The following is a 16,729-nucleotide window of genomic DNA, read 5'->3' as shown; positions in this document are numbered from 1 at the left end:
GGATCGGTGCTGGCCGCGGTGCACGCGCTGGCGGCGGCGACCTGGTTCGGGCTGCTCGTGGCGCTGGCGCTGGTGGTGCGCGCCCGCGGCGAGTGGGCCGTGGTGCTGCCGAAGTACTCGGCGGTGGCGCTGCCGCTGGTCGCGGCGGTGGGGGTGACCGGGCTGCTGAACGGGCTCGTGCGGGTCGGCGGGCTCACGCCGTTCTTCGACACCGGCTACGGTCGCATCCTGCTCGCGAAAACCGTTGTGCTGGCCGGATTGCTGGCCCTGGGCTGGTGGTGGCGGCGCGCGTGGGTGCGCCGGGCCGCGGAGCATCGGATGACCGCCGAGGCCTCGCTGCGCCGCGCGACCATCGAGGTGATCGTGATGGCGCTGGCGTTCGGCCTGGCCGCCACCCTCGCGGTGACCGCGTGAGAGCCCGATCGAAACCAGTTACTGTTTTCGCATGACCGAAGTCAAGATCGTCGAGGACTGCGCCGCGTCGGCGGAGTCCGCGTTCGCCTACGTGAACGACTATCAGAACCTGCCCCGCTTCCTGTACGGGATCCAGTCGTTCACCCCGGTCGGCGCGCAGACGGCCGGCCTCGGGGCCGCCTTCGACGGCCACATCAAGCTCGGTCCGGCCTCACTGAAGTCCCGCGTCGAGGTCGTGGGGTGGGAAGAGAACGCGCGCATCGCGGTCAAGTCGATCAAGGGGATCGAGATCGAGTCGACCTTCCTGTTCCATCCGAAGGGCGACGCGCGGTGCACGGTCGACGCGATCGTCGAGTTCCACGTCGGCGGCGGGCTGGCCGGGCGCGCGCTCGGCAAGACCATCGAGCCGTTCGTGAAGATCGCGGTGCAGCACACCACGCATAACCTGATCACCCAGATCGCCGCCTTCCACGCGCGCCGCGCGACCGAGGCGGACGGGTCCGTGCACTGAACCATGAGCGCCACACCGTCTTTCGTCCAGCGCCTCGGCTACATCGCGGGCCGCACGCTGCCCGCGTCGATGACCGACTGGGTGCGCGCGGACCTGGTCGGCCCCGGCGCGACGCGGCGGTACCTGCTGCGCATCCTGGTGCCGTTGATCCCGGTGCTCATGCTGTTCCTGCTGCTGCCGGGTCCGCTGTGGATGGGCCTGGCCATGATGGCGCTGCTGTATCTGCCGCTGATCTACTTCACGGTGGCGCTGATGTATGTGTACCGGCGGCACCGGCTGATCAAACACGGCCTCGATCCCGCGCTGGCCGACGCGGACGCGCGCCGCAAGGCCGAGCCGGAGCGGCAGGCCTACGAACGCAGGCACGGCCGCGGCTGAGCGACGGATCTCACACCGTGGGCCGCCCTGCCCGACGCCCGGGCCGAGCACCCCTAAGCTGAGCCCGTGACCGAATCGCAGAGTGACATCGTGGCTACCGCCGATCTGGCCGACGAGATCGGCCCCGAGATCCGCAGCTGCGACACGCAGTTCATCCAGTTCGGTGGCCGCGCCACGTTCGCGGGCCGCATCTCCACCATCCGATGCTTCCAGGACAACCTGCTGGTCAAGCAGACCCTCAGCGAGCCGGGCCACGGCAAGGTGCTCGTCGTCGACGGCGGCGCGAGCATCCACACCGCGCTGGTCGGCGACGTCATCGCCGGATTCGGCGTGGACAACGGCTGGGCCGGGGTGCTCATCAACGGCGCGGTGCGCGACTCGGCGATCCTGCGCACGCTCGACATCGGCGTCAAGGCGCTCGGCACCAACCCGCGCAAGAGCACCCAGACCGGGTCGGGCGATCGTGACGTCCCCGTCGAGTTCGGCGGGGTCACCTTCGTGCCCGGCGACATGCTCTACAGCGACCACGACGGCGTCGTGGTCCGCGCCGAAGACTGAGTCCGATGGCGGCATGAGCGTCAGGCCCTCCGTGGTTACACGGGCTGCCGCCTCCGGGCCTGACGCTCACGCCGCGTGCGAGTCAGACCGACACCCTCGCCTGGTGACCGGCGAGGGTGACGACGTCGCCGATCTGTAGCTGCCGCCCGCGCCGCAGCTCCACCTCGTCGTTCACCCGCACGAGGCCGGAGGCGATCACTGTCTTGGCCTCCGAGCCGGATTCGATCAGGTTGGCCAGCTTCAGGAACTGCCCGAGCCGGATGCCCTCGTCATCGATGGGTACGTCGACTGGTTCTGCCATGGGATACATCCTTACCCGGCACCCGAAATCGCCGAACGCCAGCCCCTGCCAATCGAACACAACGTCGCCGCGCGCCCGAAGAGAAACACTGACACGCCTCTGTGGCGCGCCGAGAACCGACATGCCCGGGTGGTCTTCGAGCACCGGGGCGGCGGCACCGTACACACTGGTTCAGTGACCACCACGCAAGCCCGGCAACACCTGATAGAACCGCCCGCCGACAGACCGACCCCGCCGGTCCCCCATCGCGGACATGGACGACTGGCGGAGGTCCCGCATATCGCGGGCCTGGTGCTCGGTGTTTTCGCGGTGGCCTGTTTCCTCTGGAGCCTCTCGCCCGGCCTGCGCTTCCTGACCCAGGTGCCGCGGCGCTACATCGACAACTATTACTTCGACGCGCCCGACACCAACCTGATGTGGGCGCTGATCATCGGCCTGCTGGCCGGGGCGCTGGCCAGCCGCAAGCGCATCGCCTGGTGGCTACTGCTCGGTTACGTGTCGCTGTACGCGCTGGCCGACGGCCTCGATTTCGCGGATACCGGCGATATCGACGCGCTGGTGGCCATGATCGTTCACCTCGGCGTGATCGGGGTGCTCGTCGCGGCTTGGCGCGAGTTCTACACCAAGGTGCGCCGCGGGGCGGGCTGGAAGGCGCTCGGCGTGCTGATCGGCGGCCTGGCGGTCGGCTGCCTGCTCGGCTGGGGTCTGGTCGAGCTGTTCCCCGGTTCGCTGCCGAGCGGCGCGCAGCGGCCCGGCTGGGCGATCTTCCGGGTGACCGCCGCGGTGCTGGTGGACAACGAGCACTTCGACGGGCACCCACGGCCTTTCGTCAATTTCCTGCTCGGCCTGTTCGGCGCCGTCGCGCTGCTCGCCGCGGTGATCATCCTGCTGCGCTCGCAGCGGGCGGCCAACGCGATGACCGGCACCGACGAGTCCGCCATCCGCGGCTTGCTGGAGCGTTCCGATCTGGAGGACTCGCTCGGCTACTTCGCCACCAGGCGCGACAAGGCGGTGGTGTTCGCGCCCAGCGGCAAGGCGGCCGTCACCTACCGCGTGGAGTTGGGCGTCTGCCTCGCCAGCGGTGACCCGATCGGCATCCGCGAGGCGTGGCCGCAGGCCATCGACGCCTGGCTGCGGCTCGCCGACCAATTCGGCTGGGCCCCGGCGGTGATGGGCGCGAGCGAACTCGGCGCGACGGCCTACCGCCGTGCTGGCCTGTCCGCGATCCGGCTCGGCGACGAGGCCATCCTGGACACCAGGACGTTCTCCCTGGCAGGCCCCGAGATGAAGCCCGTGCGCCAGGCCGCGAACCGGCTGCGCAAGCACGGCATCACCGTGCGCATCCGGCGCCACCGCGACATCCCGGCCGACGAGTTCCCCCGGGTGATCGCCCGCGCCGACGCCTGGCGCGACACCGAGACCGAGCGCGGCTTCTCCATGGCGCTCGGCCGGCTCGGCGACCCGCTCGACGCGGACTGCCTGCTGGTCGAGGCGGTGAACGGCCAGGACCGGGTGCTCGGCATGCTCTCGCTGGTGCCGTGGGGCCGCACCGGCGTGTCGCTGGAGTTGATGCGCCGCGACCCGAACGGCCCGAACGGCGTGATGGAGCTGATGATCTCGCAGCTCGCGCTGAACTCCGAGCAGCACGGCATCACCAAGGTGTCGTTGAACTTCGCGGTGTTCCGTTCGGTGTTCGAGGAGGGCGGCCGGATCGGCGCGGGCCCGGTGCTGCGGCTGTGGCGCGGGGTGCTGCTGTTCTTCTCGCGCTGGTGGCAGCTGGAGGCGCTGTACCGCTCGAACGTGAAGTACCAACCGCATTGGGTGCCAAGGTTTTTCCTGTTCGAAGAGCGCAGGCAACTACCGCGGGTCGCGGTGGCGAGCGCGCTGGCCGAGGGCTTCCTGCCGCGGTTCGGCAAGGAGCCGGACACGATCACCCACACCGGCATGCACAGCGCGGTGCCCCCGACCATGACCGGCCTGCACGCCGACGGCAGCCCGCCCGACCTCGGCCCGGTCGAGGGCAAGGAGCTGCTGCCGCGCCGCCCCGAGCAGGTGCGGGTGCGCATGGACAAACTGGACCGGCTCACCGCCTCCGGCGTCGAGGCCTACCCGGTCGCCTACCCGCCGACGCACACCGTCGCCGGCGCACGCCAATCCCCGCGCGGCACCACGGTCCGGGTCTGCGGGCGGCTGCTGCGCATCCGCGACTACGGCGGCGTGATCTTCGCCGTGGTGCGCGACTGGACCGACGATATCCAGCTGGTCATCGACCGCGACCGGGTCGGCGCGGACCGCAGCGCCGAGTTCACCGAGTTCTTCGACCTCGGCGATCTGATCGAGGTGAGCGGTCAGATCGGGCGCAGCAGGCGCGGCGAGCTGTCGCTGCTGGCGGCGGACTGGCGGATGCTCGGCAAGTGCCTGCATCCCCTGCCGGACAAGTGGAAAGGCCTCGCCGATCCCGAGGCGAAGGTGCGCCAGCGCTACGTCGATATGGCGATCAACCCCGAGACCAGGGAGGTGCTCGCCAAGCGCAGCGCGGTGGTCCGCTCGCTGCGCGACTCGCTGAACGCCCGCGGGTATCTGGAGGTGGAGACGCCGATCCTGCAGCAGGTGCACGGCGGCGCCAACGCCACCCCGTTCCTGACCCATATCAACGCCTACGACCTGGACCTGTACCTGCGGATCGCACCCGAGCTGTACCTGAAGCGGCTCTGCGTCGGCGGCATGGAGAAGGTGTTCGAGATCGGCCGCACTTTCCGCAACGAGGGCGTCGACTTCAGCCACAACCCCGAGTTCACCATTCTCGAGGCGTACGAGGCGCACAGCGACTACGAGCGCATGATGCACGTCTGCCGCCAGCTCATCCAGGAGGCCGCGCTCGCCGCCAACGGCGCGATGGTCGCGCTGCGCCCATGCGGCGACGGCTCCTACGAGCAGGTGGACATCTCCGGCGACTGGGCGGTGAAGACCGTGCACGGCGCGGTGTCCGAGGCGCTCGGCGCGCAGATCTCCCCGGAGACCGGGCTCGACGAACTGCGCGAGCTGTGCGACAAGGCCGAGGTGCCCTATCAGCACGGCTGGGACGCGGGCCAGGTGGTGCTGGAGATGTACGAGCACCTCGTCGAATCCCGCACGGAGGAGCCGACTTTCTACATCGACTTCCCCACCTCGGTCTCCCCGCTGACCCGCGCCCACCGGCTCATTCCCGGCGTGACGGAGCGCTGGGACCTGGTCGCCTGGGGCGCCGAACTCGGCACGGCCTACAGCGAGCTCACCGACCCGGTCGAGCAGCGCCGCAGGCTCACCGAGCAGTCGCTGCTCGCGGCCAACGGCGACCCGGAGGCGATGGAGCTCGACGAGGAGTTCCTGCAGGCGCTCGAGCACGCGATGCCACCCACCGGCGGGCTCGGCATGGGCGTGGACCGGGTGGTCATGCTGATCACCGGGCGCAGCATCCGCGAGACCTTGCCGTTCCCGTTGGTGAAACCCCGGTGAACGCCGGCCTCGCCGAAGAGCGCACAGGGGACGAATCGGACAGCTACGCTGGAGTTTTCGGGCCGGGGTGGCCGGGTACGTTCGGCCCCGGGAGGAGACCGAACGACGAGATGGGGTTCGACAATGTACCTTGACCTGCTGACCAATCTGAGTCTGGTGGACCACAGCGTCTGGGCGAGCCCGGACACCTGGAACTCGGCCATGGAGCTCGCCGCGAAGAAGAAGCGCCGCAGCAGCGGCGGCCTGATCATCGGCGGCCTGTGCTGCCTGCTGGTGGTCGCCGCGATCGTCGGCGGCATCTACCTGCTAGTGCGACGCAGGAAGCAGTAGTCTCGGCAGACGGTGACGGCCCGGCTCGCAGGTGGCGAGCCGGGCCGTTCGCGTCCGGCAGCGGCCTGGCCCGGTCCACCGACCGCGCCTGGATCGAGGACTCGCCCTCGATACGGCAGAGTGAACCGTGTGCAGTTGATCCTCGTTCGCCACGCCCAACCGGTCCGGATCACCAACTCGGCCGGGCCTGCCGATCCCGAGCTCGCCCCCATCGGCCGCGAGCAGGCCGAGCGGGTGCCGGCCGCGCTGAGTCAGCACCGGATCGTGCGGGTGGTGAGCAGCCCGCAGCGCCGGGCGCGCGAGACCGCCGCGCCGACCGCCGCGAAGCTCGGCGCGGCCGTGGACATCATCGACGACCTCGCCGAATACGATCGCGACCTGCCCGCTTACATTCCCATCGAGGACGCCAAGGTCGAGTTCCGCGCGGTGTACGAGCAGATCAAGGCGGGGCACCTGCCGCATCAGATCGACGGCAAGGCCTTCAGGTCCCGGGTGCTCGACGCCGTCACCGAGATCGCGGCGGCCACCGATCCGGCCGACACGGTGCTCGCGTTCACCCACGGCGGCGTGGTCAACGTGCTGCTCCAGGAGATCCTCGGGCTGGAGCGACCGCTGACCTTCCCCATCGACTACTGCTCGATCACCCGAATCCTGTTCTCTCGCACCGGGCGAAGGACCGCGGCGACGATCAACGAGAACGGGCACGTCTGGGACCTGTTGCCGCGCAACATCAAAGCCTGAACCCCCATTCACAGGCGATTGGCAGGGACGTCGCACCGCCGTCCCAGCGACGGAATCTTCTATGGGACCTGGCCGTTCGAGCGACCCGTTCGCTGACCGCGCGCCGCCACCCCGGGTGGCGCGCGGCACGGCCGACCCCGAGAGGAAGGAATCCGTGTTGCTCTCCAGAACATCGACGTCGAGGCGTCTCACCCGAATCGCCGTGGCGGGGGCGTTGATCGCGCTGCCGCTCGGCGCGCTGGCCGCGACCGCGTCGGCCGAGACGCCCGATCCGGCCGCCATCCAGCTGACACCCGCGGAGCCGGACGGCGCCGACATCAGCGCGCATCCGCACGGCGGTCCGGACTGGCTGCCCGGCGGCGGACCGCGGGTGGAACATCGCGATGGTCCGAATCATCACCGCGGTGACGGCCCCCGGATCTACCGCAACGACGAACCGGGGCCGGCGATCTTCTTCAAGGACGGCCGCCCGTCCACCGGCTCGGCGGGCAGCAGCTGAGCGCCTGTCCGACCGATAGAACGACGAAGGCCCACCTCTGCCGGAGGTGGGCCTTCGTTCGCTCGTGGCTCAGGCCATGCTCGCGATCCAGTTGTGCATCCAGGAGACGGCGGTCTGGCCGTTGCCGACCGGGTAGCTGCCGTACAGGGTGTGCGCCTGCGACTTGTAGAACCGCTCCAGATCCTTGGCCCGCTGCTCGTTGGCCGAGTCGGTCAGCTGCGCCTGCAGCGTCGGCACGCCACCATTCGCGAACAGGTCGTTCATGATGTTGCCTGCCTCGATCTGGTAGCGCCACATGTTGGCCGGGTTGGCGTCGGAGGCCTGCGCCAGGAATCCGGCGAACCGGGTGACGAAGTCGTCCGGCGCGGTCGCGCAGTACAGGTCGTCGACCGCGCAGATGCTGCGGGTGCGGTCGCTGACCCAGCCGAAACCGCCGACCCGGGGGCCGCCCGCGCCCGCACCGGGGGCAGGCGCGCCGACCTGGACGTCGGTCGGCGAGCGACGCGGGTCGGAGATCAGGCCGACGCCGGCGACGCGCTCCGGCGGGACGACGCTGAGCCCGGTGCCGATCTCGGCCGCGAGATCGCCCGCCGCGTCGGCGCCCTGGCTGTACCCGACGAGCGCGATCTTCGTAGCGCCGCACGCGTGCGCCATGTTCGAGATCAGGCCGCGCGCGCGATCGACGGCTTCCTTCTTCGAGTTGCCGTAGACCTCGCCCTCCCAGGGGAACGCGGTCGCGGCGTAGGTCACGTAGTCGACGTCCGCCGTCCGAGGCAGGTTATTGGTGACGCCGGCCAGCATGCCGGGTTGCGGCTTCTTGTCCTTGCCGGTCTCCCAGGTACCGGGGATCGCCACCACGTAGAGGCTCGGGCAGCTGGAGTCCGCGCTCGCGGAGCCCGCGCCGAACACCATGCCGGACAACACAGTCGCGGATGCACCGAGAGCCGCGACAACCTTCTTCAACTGCATACCGCTCCAGTCCACACCGATGCCGCTCGTGGGCATCCCCGACAAGTTGCGCACCAACTCTGAACCCGACGAGTGACCGTCCAGTGCACGCTGGGTTAACTCCGGTCACCCACCACCATGACGGCTGCGATCGACAAACCCGACTCCCAAGATCAGCAGCGCGACGGGATCACAATAGAGGTACGAGGCCGCGCGCGCCAGACGAACCCCCGCGTCACGTCCGTTTTCCGTCGAATGCCCAAAGTTCCTGGATGCCTTCGCAACCCGGTGCCCAAACCCGCGGACTGACCCGAACTCGGGAGTCGGCAATGCTCAGGCGAACGACGGGTCGCAGCCGAATCCCCAGATAGATAGGCGAAAACGGCGCAGGTACAGCATGATTCGCGCAGCATCAGCGGGACGACGGCAAACGTCGGAAGCCGATAGCCGACCCAGGCAACTTCCCGCCACTGTCCCGCTGAAAATCATCGGCAGATAAATCCAGCCACCGGGTGTGTCGCGAACGATCACCGGTGAAGCAACCATCGAGATAACTTCCGGCGCACCTTGCCATTTGGGTGCTTTGCCTGGCTCCGCGAACAAAGGCGCCTGTGGACGTCACTGTCCACAGGCGCCTTTTCCGCTCCGGTAAGAGAGGGGTTCAGCTCATCGCTGGGCGACCATGGTGGGGGTGATCGGGGCGGGCAGCGCCGTCTCACCTTCCAGGAAGCGGTCCACCGCGGCGGCCGCGGCGCGGCCCTCGGCGATGGCCCAGACGATGAGGGACTGGCCGCGGCCCATGTCGCCCGCGACGAAGACGCCGGGGATGTTGGTCGCCCAGTTCTTGTCGCGCTGGACGTTGCCGCGCTGGTCGTAGCCGACGCCGAGATCCTCCAGGAGGCCGGGCTTCTCGGGACCGGTGAAGCCCATGGCGAGCAGCACGAGATCGGCCTCGAGGGTGAAGTCGGTGCCGTCGACCTTCTCGAAGCGGCCGTTGACCATCGTGACCTCGTGCGCCTGCAGGCCGGTGACCTTGCCGTCCGCGCCGATGAAACGCTCGGTGTTCACCGAGAACACCCGCTCGCCGCCCTCCTCGTGCGCCGAGGAGACCCGGAACATGAGGGGGTAGGTCGGCCACGGCGTCGAGGCGGCCCGCTCCTCCGGCGGCCGCGGCATGATCTCGAACTGATGGACGCTCGCGGCGCCCTGCCGGTGCGAGGTGCCGAGGCAGTCGGCGCCGGTGTCGCCGCCGCCGATGATGATGACCTTCTTGCCCTTCGCGTGGATGGGCGGCAGGCCGTCGGCATCGGTGACGTCGTCGCCGAGCTGCACCCGGTTCGCCCAGGGCAGGAACTCCATGGCCTGGTGGATGCCGTCGAGTTCGCGGCCCGGGATCGGCAGGTCACGCGCGATGGTCGCGCCGCCGGTCAGCACGATCGCGTCGTACTGCTCGCGCAGCTGCTCGGCGCTGATGTCGACCCCGACGTTCACGCCGGTCTTGAAGATGGTGCCCTCGGCCTCCATCTGCGCCAGCCTGCGGTCGATGAAGCGCTTCTCCATCTTGAACTCCGGGATGCCGTAGCGCAGCAGCCCGCCGATGCGGTCGGCCCGCTCGAACACCGTCACCGTGTGGCCGGCGCGGGTGAGCTGCTGTGCGGCGGCCAGTCCGGCGGGGCCGGAACCGACGACCGCGATCCGCTTGCCGGTCAACCGGGTCGGATAGACCGGGGCCACCCAGCCCTCGTCGAAGGCGTTCTCGATGAGCTCGACCTCGACCTGCTTGATGGTCACCGGGTCCTGGTTGATGCCGAGGACACAGGACGCCTCGCACGGCGCGGGGCACAGCCGCCCGGTGAACTCCGGGAAATTGTTGGTGGCGTGCAGGCGGTCGATGCCCTCGCGCCACTGGCCCTTGTAGACCAGGTCGTTCCACTCGGGGATGAGATTGCCGAGCGGACAGCCGTTGTGGCAGAAGGGGATACCGCAGTCCATGCACCGGCTGGCCTGCCGCTGCAGCGTCTCGTGCGGGTAACCCTCCTGCTCGTAGACCTCTTTCCAGTCCATCAAGCGCAGCGGAACCGGCCGACGCGTCGGTAGCTCCCGCGAGGTGTGCTTCAAAAATCCCTGTGGGTCAGCCACGAGCGGCCTCCGTAATCTTGCCTGTGAACATCGAACTCAGCTGGTGAATGCGTCGCGCGTCAGCCACGGGCCGCCTCCATGATCGCTTCGTCGACGTCCTTGCCCGCCTTCTCCGCCTCGGAGATGGCCAGCAGAACCTTCTTGTACTCGCGCGGCAGGATCTTGACGAAGTGGTTCACCTGCTGCGACCAATCGCTCAGGATGCGCTCGGCCACGGCGGAACCGGTCTGCTCGCGGTGCTGGGTGATGACGTCGCGCAGCCAGGTGAAGTCGTCACCGGAGAGCTGCTCGACGGCGTCGGCCTGCTCGGGGTTGAGCTTGGCCTCGAAGGTGCCGTTCGGGTTGTAGACGAACGCGACACCGCCGGACATGCCCGCGCCGAAGTTGCGCCCGGTCTCGCCGAGGATGACCACCCGGCCGCCGGTCATGTACTCGAGGCCGTGGTCGCCCACGCCCTCGACCACCGCGAGCGCGCCGGAGTTGCGCACGGCGAACCGCTCGCCGACGACGCCGCGGATGAACGCCTTGCCGTTGGTCGCGCCGAACAGGATCACGTTGCCCGCGATGATGTTCTCTTCCGCCACGAAATCGGCCGGCGCGTTCAGCGACGGGCGCACCACCAGGTGGCCACCCGAGAGTCCCTTGCCGACATAGTCGTTCGCGTCACCCTGCACGCGCAGCGTGATGCCGGCCGGCACGAACGCGCCGAAGCTGTTGCCCGCCGAGCCCGTGAACGTGATGTCGATGGTGTCATCGGGCAGGCCGGTGCCGCCGTAGAGCTTGGTCACCTCGTGGCCGAGCATGGTGCCGACGGTGCGGTTCACGTTGGTGATCTTGGTTTCGAACTTCACCGCCTGACCACGCTCGAGCGCGTCGCGGCTCTGCGAGATCAGCTGCTGATCCAGCGCCTTGTCCAGGCCGTGGTCCTGCGTCTTAGTGCAGCGCCGGTCCTGGTACATGAACGCGGTCTCGACGTTGTCGAGGATCGGCGACAGGTCGAGCTTGCTGGCCTTCCAGTGCTGCTTGGCCTTGGCGGTGTCGAGCAGGTCGACCCGGCCGATGGCCTCGTCCAGCGTGCGGAAGCCCAACTGCGCCAGCAGTTCCCGGACCTCTTCGGCGATGAACAGCATGAAGTTCTCGACGAATTCCGGCTTGCCGGTGAAGCGTTCGCGCAGCACCGGGTTCTGCGTCGCGACACCCACGGGGCAGGTGTCGAGGTGGCAGACTCGCATCATGATGCAGCCCGACACCACCAGCGGCGCGGTGGCGAAACCGAACTCCTCCGCGCCGAGCAGCGCGGCGACCATCACGTCGCGGCCGGTCTTCATCTGACCGTCCACCTGCACGACGATCCGATCGCGAAGTCCGTTGAGCAGCAACGTCTGCTGGGTCTCGGCCAGGCCGAGCTCCCACGGTCCGCCCGCGTGCTTGAGCGAGGTCAGCGGCGACGCGCCGGTGCCGCCGTCGTGGCCGGAGATCAGCACCACGTCCGCGTGCGCCTTGGACACACCGGCCGCGACCGTGCCGACACCCGGCTCCGCAACAAGTTTCACGTGAATCCGCGCCTGCGGGTTCGCGTTCTTCAGGTCGTGGATCAGCTGCGCCAGATCCTCGATGGAGTAGATGTCGTGGTGCGGCGGCGGCGAGATCAGGCCGACGCCCGGCGTCGAGTGCCGCACCTCGGCGACCCACGGGTACACCTTGTGCGCCGGAAGCTGGCCGCCCTCACCGGGCTTCGCGCCCTGCGCCATCTTGATCTGGATATCGGTGCAGTTGGTCAGGTAGTGCGCGGTCACGCCGAAGCGGCCGGAGGCAACCTGCTTGATCGCGCTGCGCCGCCAGTCGCCGTTCTCCTCCGGCTCGAACCGCGCGGGCGACTCGCCGCCCTCGCCGGAGTTCGAGCGTCCGCCGAGGCGGTTCATCGCGACCGCGAGGGTCTCGTGCGCCTCGGCCGAGATGGAGCCGTAGCTCATCGCGCCGGTGGAGAAGCGCTTCACGATCTCCGAGGCGGGCTCGACCTCGTCGATCGGGATCGACGCGCGCTCCTTCTTGAACTTGAACAGGCCGCGCAGCGAGGCCAGCCGCTCGCTCTGGTCATCGACCAGCTTGGTGTACTCCTTGAAGATCGAGTACTGACCGGTGCGGGTGGCGTGCTGCAGCTTGAACACGGTGTCCGGGTTGAACAGGTGGTACTCGCCCTCGCGCCGCCACTGGTACTCGCCGCCCACCTCGAGCTCGCGGTGCGCGCGCTCGTTGCGGTTCTCCAGGAACGCGACCCGGTGCCGCTCGGCGACGTCGGCCGCGATGTCCTCGAGGCCGATGCCGTCCAGGTGCGAGCGCAGGCCGGTGAAGTACTCGTCGGCCAGGTCCTGCGACAGGCCGATCACCTGGAACAGCTGCGCGCCGGTGTAGGACGCCAGCGTGGAGATGCCCATCTTGGACATCACCTTCAGCACGCCCTTGCTGGCGGCCTTGTTGTAGTTGGCGACCGCCTTGCGGAAGTCCGCGGCGTGATCGCCGGTGCTGCCGGGCATCTCGAGCGCGCCGCGCTCGAGCATGTCCTCGATGGTCTCGAAGGCCATGTACGGGTTGATCGCGGCCGCGCCGAAGCCGACCAGCATGGCCATGTGGTGCACCTCGCGGGCGTCACCGGCCTCCACGACCAGGCCGACCATGGTGCGGGTGCGCTCGCGCACCAGATGGTGGTGCACCGACGCGGTCAGCAGCAGCGACGGGATCGGCGCCAGCTTCTCGTTGGACTCGCGGTCGGACAGCACCACGATCCGGGCTCCGCCGTCGATGGCGGCCGAGACCTGGGTGTTGATCGCCTTGAGCGCCTTGCGCAAACCCTTGCCGCCCTTGGCGACCGGGTACAAGCCACGCACGATCACCGAACGCAACTCGGGCTGGGAGCCGTCGTCGTTGATGTGCACCAGCTTGGCCAGCTGGTCGTTGTCGATGATCGGCGACTCGATCGCGATCTGCTTGCACGACTCCGGGCCGGGGTGCAGCAGGTCGGCCTCCGGGCCGATGGCCCGGCGCAGGCTGGTGACGACCTCCTCGCGGATCGCGTCCAGCGGCGGGTTGGTGACCTGCGCGAACAGCTGGGAGAAGTAGTCGAACAGCAGCCGCGGCCGCGACGAGAGCACGGCGATCGGGGTGTCGGTGCCCATCGAGCCGAGCGCCTCGCCGCCGGTCTTGGCCATCGGCGAGATGAGCAGGTTCAGCTCTTCGTTCGTGTATCCGAAGATCTGCTGGCGGATCAGCACCCGGTCGTGCGACATGTGCACGTGCGGGCGGTCGGGCAGATCCTCGAGCTTGGTCACGCCCGCGTCCAGCCACTCCTGGTACGGGTGCTCGGCGGCGAGGCCGTCCTTGAGCTCGTCGTCGCCGACGATGCGACCCAGCGCGGTGTCGACCAGGAACATGCGGCCCGGTTGTAGTCGGACCTTGCGGACCACCTTGGACGGGTCGATGTCGAGCACGCCGACCTCGGAGGCCATGACGACCAGGCCGTCCTCGGTGATCCAGATGCGGCTGGGCCGCAAGCCGTTGCGGTCGAGCACGGCGCCGACCACGGTGCCGTCGGAGAAGCACACCGACGCCGGGCCGTCCCACGGCTCCATCAGCATCGAGTGGTACTCGTAGAAGGCGCGGCGACGCTGATCCATCGTCTCGTTGCGTTCCCACGCCTCGGGGATCATCATCAGCACCGCGTGGGGCAGGCTGCGGCCGCCGAGGTGCAGCAACTCCAGCACCTCGTCGAAGCGCGCGGTATCGCTCGCCCCGGGGGTACAGACCGGGAAGATCTTCTCCAGCCGGTTGTTGCCCGCGGAGTCGATGCCGAAGATGTCCGAACGCAGCAGCGCCTCGCGCGCGCGCATCCAGTTCTCGTTGCCGGTGACGGTGTTGATCTCGCCGTTGTGCGCGACCCGGCGGAACGGGTGCGCGAGCGGCCAGGACGGGAAGGTGTTGGTGGAGAAGCGCGAGTGCACGATGCCGAGGGCGGACTCCACCCGGCTGTCCTGCAGGTCCAGGTAGAAGGCGCGCAGCTGCGGCGTGGTGAACATGCCCTTGTAGACGAAGGTCTGGCCGGACAGGCTCGGGAAGTACACCGACTCCTTGCCGACCGCGCCCTCGCCGGAGCCGGCCTTGCCGAGCTCGTGCTCGACCCGCTTGCGCACGACGTACGCGCGGCGCTCGAGGTCCATGCCGGACAGCTGCTCGGCCGCGCCGCGCGGGGAGGCGATGAAGATCTGGCGGAACGTCGGCATCGCGTCGCGGGCGAGCGCGCCGAGGGAGGACTCGTCGATCGGCACCTCGCGCCAGCCGAGAACCTCGAGGCCCTCTTCCTTGACGATCTTCTCCACGCCGTAGGCGGCGCGCGCCGCCTCGCGCCGAGCCTGCGGCAGGAAGGCGATGCCGGAGGCGTAGGAGCCCTCCGGCGGCAACTCGAAGTCCACGATGGCGCGGAAGAACCGGTCCGGGACCTGGATGAGGATGCCCGCGCCGTCACCACTGTTGGGTTCGGCGCCCGCGGCACCACGGTGCTCCAGGTTCAACAGAGCCGTAATAGCCTTGTCGACGATGTCGCGGCTGCGGCGGCCGTGCATGTCGACGACGAATGCGACACCGCAGGCGTCGTGTTCATTCGCCGGGTCATAGAGCCCGATGTGCCCAGGGGACCTGTGGCCAGGAAGTTGCATCATGCCTCTGCCTTCAAGAAGTGGCGTTCGAAGAAAAAGAAGAGCTGCCTTTCGTTCGAATGCCTCCGTACAAGACTGCGCCCGTACGTTCCGAAACCAGCCGCGCTGATGGTCTTCGGCGTGCAGTCACGTCTCCAGTTGTTTCACCCGCTTCAGTGACGTAGTGGGTGCTCGTCGGTAACAGATCCCTAACGAGATCCTTACCTCCGTGCGGGTTCTCGCCAGCTACGCTGAGCACCGGTCTAGGAGCTGCCCGAGCGGGCGAGGGTGCCGATCATTCTGTGTTCGGCGTAAGAGCAAACGATAAGTCAGGTCCGGGGCCCAACCAACTTAGGATGTACTAATAACCGGGCCTAGCTGGGCTTCTTCATTCGGTCCTCCACGTGTGCGCGTCGTCCAGTGTAAAGCAGCGAGCACCCCATGATCGATCCCGCGGCCCTCGGGGCCGGCCGCCTGTCGCTGGCACGCCAGAGCGGCTCCCCACTGCGCGAACCGCCGGGGAAACCGCTCTCACCTGCATCGAAGATGATTTCCCTCGCTCAGCACTCGGCAAACCATCCGGCGTCGGCTATCTCGAAAGTGGGCTGGATGAGATATTTCCGACAGGGTCCTGACGAGCGGACGACTGGATCCGACCGTCCGGGTTCTTTTGTCCGATATGGCTTTCAGCACACATGCAGCTAATCGACGGGAGTGGGATTCAACACATTTTTGTGACCCGAAACCTATACGCCGTCAGGCGGTAATCGACATGACTTATTGCGGGACAGAACCGCTTTCGCCGAACTTTCGCCGACACGCCGGACCCAATGCTTGAAACATGGTGTTAACAATTGATTGAACGCGGCCGTGAGAACGTTCCGCGGGACGGGCGCAGCGTTCAGCGTGGCGCACACAGCGCGGCCGCGGCGCGCACCAGCGCCGCCTGATGCAGTGCGTCGGTATTACCGGCACCGAATACGCCGAAGACGCTGCCCGCCAGCCTTTCCGCGCAATCGGGCGCGGTCAGCTCGGCGCGGCGGGCGGCGAGCTGATCGACGATCTCGACGTTCACCCGGTCGATCACCGGCCGCACGACCGTCAGGTCGGGGGCCGAGCCGGGCGCCGCGGCCTGGTCGAACCGCCAGCGGGTGATCAGACCGCGCTGGACGATCTTGTTGGACTCGATCTGCCCGGCGAACACCTGCCGCACCCAGTTCTCCGGCAGGTCGCGGTCCGCGCCGAGGCGGGCCATCGAGTCGTAGACCACGGCCTCCCGCGCCGGATCGTCGATGGTCGGTTCCGTGCCGGTCCGCGCGGCGCTCACCCACTTCGCCGCGGCCACCGCGTCGCCGGTGTCGAGGCGCTCGACCACCAGCGCGACCAGGCGGTCCAGCGGCCGGACATGGTCGCCCGGATCGGCGCTCGCGCTAAGCGGCGACACCATCACCGCCGCCGAGACGATCATCAGCGCGACCAGCCGCATGACCTGACCTCCTGAGAAGGATTGCGCGGGAACGGTTCACCGAGCCAGCGTAAGCGAACTCGCCACGCCGCCTTGTGAGCCTTGCCACAGAGGCTCCCCGCCACTCGGTGTGTCGGGGACGGTCCTGTCACGCTGTGACCAACGCAGCCGCGCTGTGCCGCCACGGCCCGCGCTGCGGCAAGACAACCCGCGCCGCCTTCTTCGAGCGCGCGAAATCGACTGGGACCAAGAGGATGTGAGCTCG

Annotated in this window: 13 protein-coding genes; 8 read left to right on the top strand and 5 right to left on the bottom strand. The window is 68.5% G+C overall.

Annotation, left to right across the window (positions count from 1 at the left end; translation table 11 throughout):
* From ON39_RS00160 to rraA, 4 genes are all read left to right on the top strand, one after another.
* Positions 1-414 (top strand): CopD family protein (locus ON39_RS00160; RefSeq protein WP_040729264.1); only part of this gene is annotated, 414 nt, incomplete at its 5' end.
* A 31-nt stretch (positions 415-445) separates the two neighbouring features.
* A complete protein-coding gene (locus tag ON39_RS00155; protein WP_051186099.1) occupies positions 446-925 on the top strand; it encodes an SRPBCC family protein in 480 nt (159 codons plus the stop codon).
* A 3-nt stretch (positions 926-928) separates the two neighbouring features.
* A complete protein-coding gene (locus ON39_RS00150; RefSeq protein WP_040729255.1) occupies positions 929-1,303 on the top strand; it encodes a DUF5313 family protein in 375 nt (124 codons plus the stop codon).
* Positions 1,304-1,369: 66 nt separating this feature from the next.
* Positions 1,370-1,861 (top strand): ribonuclease E activity regulator RraA, encoded by a 492-nt coding sequence (gene rraA, locus ON39_RS00145; RefSeq protein WP_040729253.1) that lies wholly within the window; start codon positions 1,370-1,372, stop codon positions 1,859-1,861.
* 82 nt (positions 1,862-1,943) lie between these two features.
* On the opposite strand, the gene ON39_RS00140 is transcribed toward rraA, so the two are convergent.
* Positions 1,944-2,162, bottom strand: a complete 219-nt coding sequence (locus ON39_RS00140) for an RNA-binding S4 domain-containing protein (RefSeq protein WP_040729260.1) — start codon at positions 2,160-2,162, stop codon at positions 1,944-1,946.
* 174 nt (positions 2,163-2,336) lie between these two features.
* Here ON39_RS00140 and lysX point away from each other — a divergent pair, with 174 nt between their 5' ends.
* The 4 genes from lysX to ON39_RS00120 all read left to right on the top strand — a co-directional run bounded on the left by lysX (position 2,337) and on the right by ON39_RS00120 (position 7,227).
* Positions 2,337-5,657 carry a bifunctional lysylphosphatidylglycerol synthetase/lysine--tRNA ligase LysX gene (lysX, locus tag ON39_RS00135; protein ID WP_040729251.1) on the top strand — a complete coding sequence of 1,107 codons (3,321 nt, stop codon included), beginning with the start codon at positions 2,337-2,339 and terminating at the stop codon, positions 5,655-5,657.
* A gap of 123 nt (positions 5,658-5,780) precedes the next feature.
* Positions 5,781-5,987, top strand: coding sequence for a hypothetical protein (locus ON39_RS00130; protein WP_040729249.1), 207 nt, complete (start codon positions 5,781-5,783; stop codon positions 5,985-5,987).
* A 129-nt stretch (positions 5,988-6,116) separates the two neighbouring features.
* Positions 6,117-6,728 (top strand): histidine phosphatase family protein, encoded by a 612-nt coding sequence (locus tag ON39_RS00125; protein WP_040729259.1) that lies wholly within the window; start codon positions 6,117-6,119, stop codon positions 6,726-6,728.
* 157 nt (positions 6,729-6,885) lie between these two features.
* Positions 6,886-7,227, top strand: a complete 342-nt coding sequence (locus ON39_RS00120; protein ID WP_146251167.1) for a hypothetical protein — start codon at positions 6,886-6,888, stop codon at positions 7,225-7,227.
* 69 nt (positions 7,228-7,296) lie between these two features.
* Here ON39_RS00120 and ON39_RS00115 read toward each other — a convergent pair whose 3' ends face one another.
* From ON39_RS00115 to aroQ, 4 genes are all read right to left on the bottom strand, one after another.
* On the bottom strand, positions 7,297-8,196 hold the full coding sequence (locus ON39_RS00115) for a cutinase family protein (RefSeq protein ID WP_083894168.1): 900 nt from the start codon (positions 8,194-8,196) through the stop codon (positions 7,297-7,299).
* 645 nt (positions 8,197-8,841) lie between these two features.
* Positions 8,842-10,314 carry a glutamate synthase subunit beta gene (locus ON39_RS00110; RefSeq protein ID WP_040729246.1) on the bottom strand — a complete coding sequence of 491 codons (1,473 nt, stop codon included), beginning with the start codon at positions 10,312-10,314 and terminating at the stop codon, positions 8,842-8,844.
* 59 nt (positions 10,315-10,373) lie between these two features.
* Positions 10,374-15,023: a glutamate synthase large subunit gene (gene gltB / locus ON39_RS00105; RefSeq protein WP_040729244.1), complete on the bottom strand. Its 4,650-nt coding sequence runs from the start codon at positions 15,021-15,023 to the stop codon at positions 10,374-10,376.
* Between the two features lie 877 nt (positions 15,024-15,900).
* Positions 15,901-16,485, bottom strand: coding sequence for a gamma subclass chorismate mutase AroQ (aroQ, locus tag ON39_RS00100; RefSeq protein WP_040729242.1), 585 nt, complete (start codon positions 16,483-16,485; stop codon positions 15,901-15,903).
* Positions 16,486-16,729: the final 244 nt, after the last annotated feature.

The sequence above is a fragment of the Nocardia tenerifensis NBRC 101015 genome, assembly GCF_000308715.1.
Taxonomy (GTDB): Bacteria; Actinomycetota; Actinomycetes; order Mycobacteriales; family Mycobacteriaceae; genus Nocardia; species Nocardia tenerifensis.
The sequence above is the reverse complement of the archived record's forward strand: the minus strand, read 5'-3'. Positions and strand labels throughout refer to the sequence as shown.

Excerpts from the sequence above, each read along its gene's own strand:
- ON39_RS00130 (WP_040729249.1), top strand. The coding sequence starts at position 5,781 with ATGTACCTTGACCTGCTGACCAATCTGAGTCTGGTGGACCACAGCGTC.
- ON39_RS00140 (WP_040729260.1), bottom strand. The coding sequence starts at position 2,162 with ATGGCAGAACCAGTCGACGTACCCATCGATGACGAGGGCATCCGGCTC.
- ON39_RS00150 (WP_040729255.1), top strand. The coding sequence starts at position 929 with ATGAGCGCCACACCGTCTTTCGTCCAGCGCCTCGGCTACATCGCGGGC.
- ON39_RS00115 (WP_083894168.1), bottom strand. The coding sequence starts at position 8,196 with ATGCAGTTGAAGAAGGTTGTCGCGGCTCTCGGTGCATCCGCGACTGTG.
- aroQ (WP_040729242.1), bottom strand. The coding sequence starts at position 16,485 with ATGCGGCTGGTCGCGCTGATGATCGTCTCGGCGGCGGTGATGGTGTCG.
- ON39_RS00155 (WP_051186099.1), top strand. The coding sequence starts at position 446 with ATGACCGAAGTCAAGATCGTCGAGGACTGCGCCGCGTCGGCGGAGTCC.
- gltB (WP_040729244.1), bottom strand. The coding sequence starts at position 15,023 with ATGATGCAACTTCCTGGCCACAGGTCCCCTGGGCACATCGGGCTCTAT.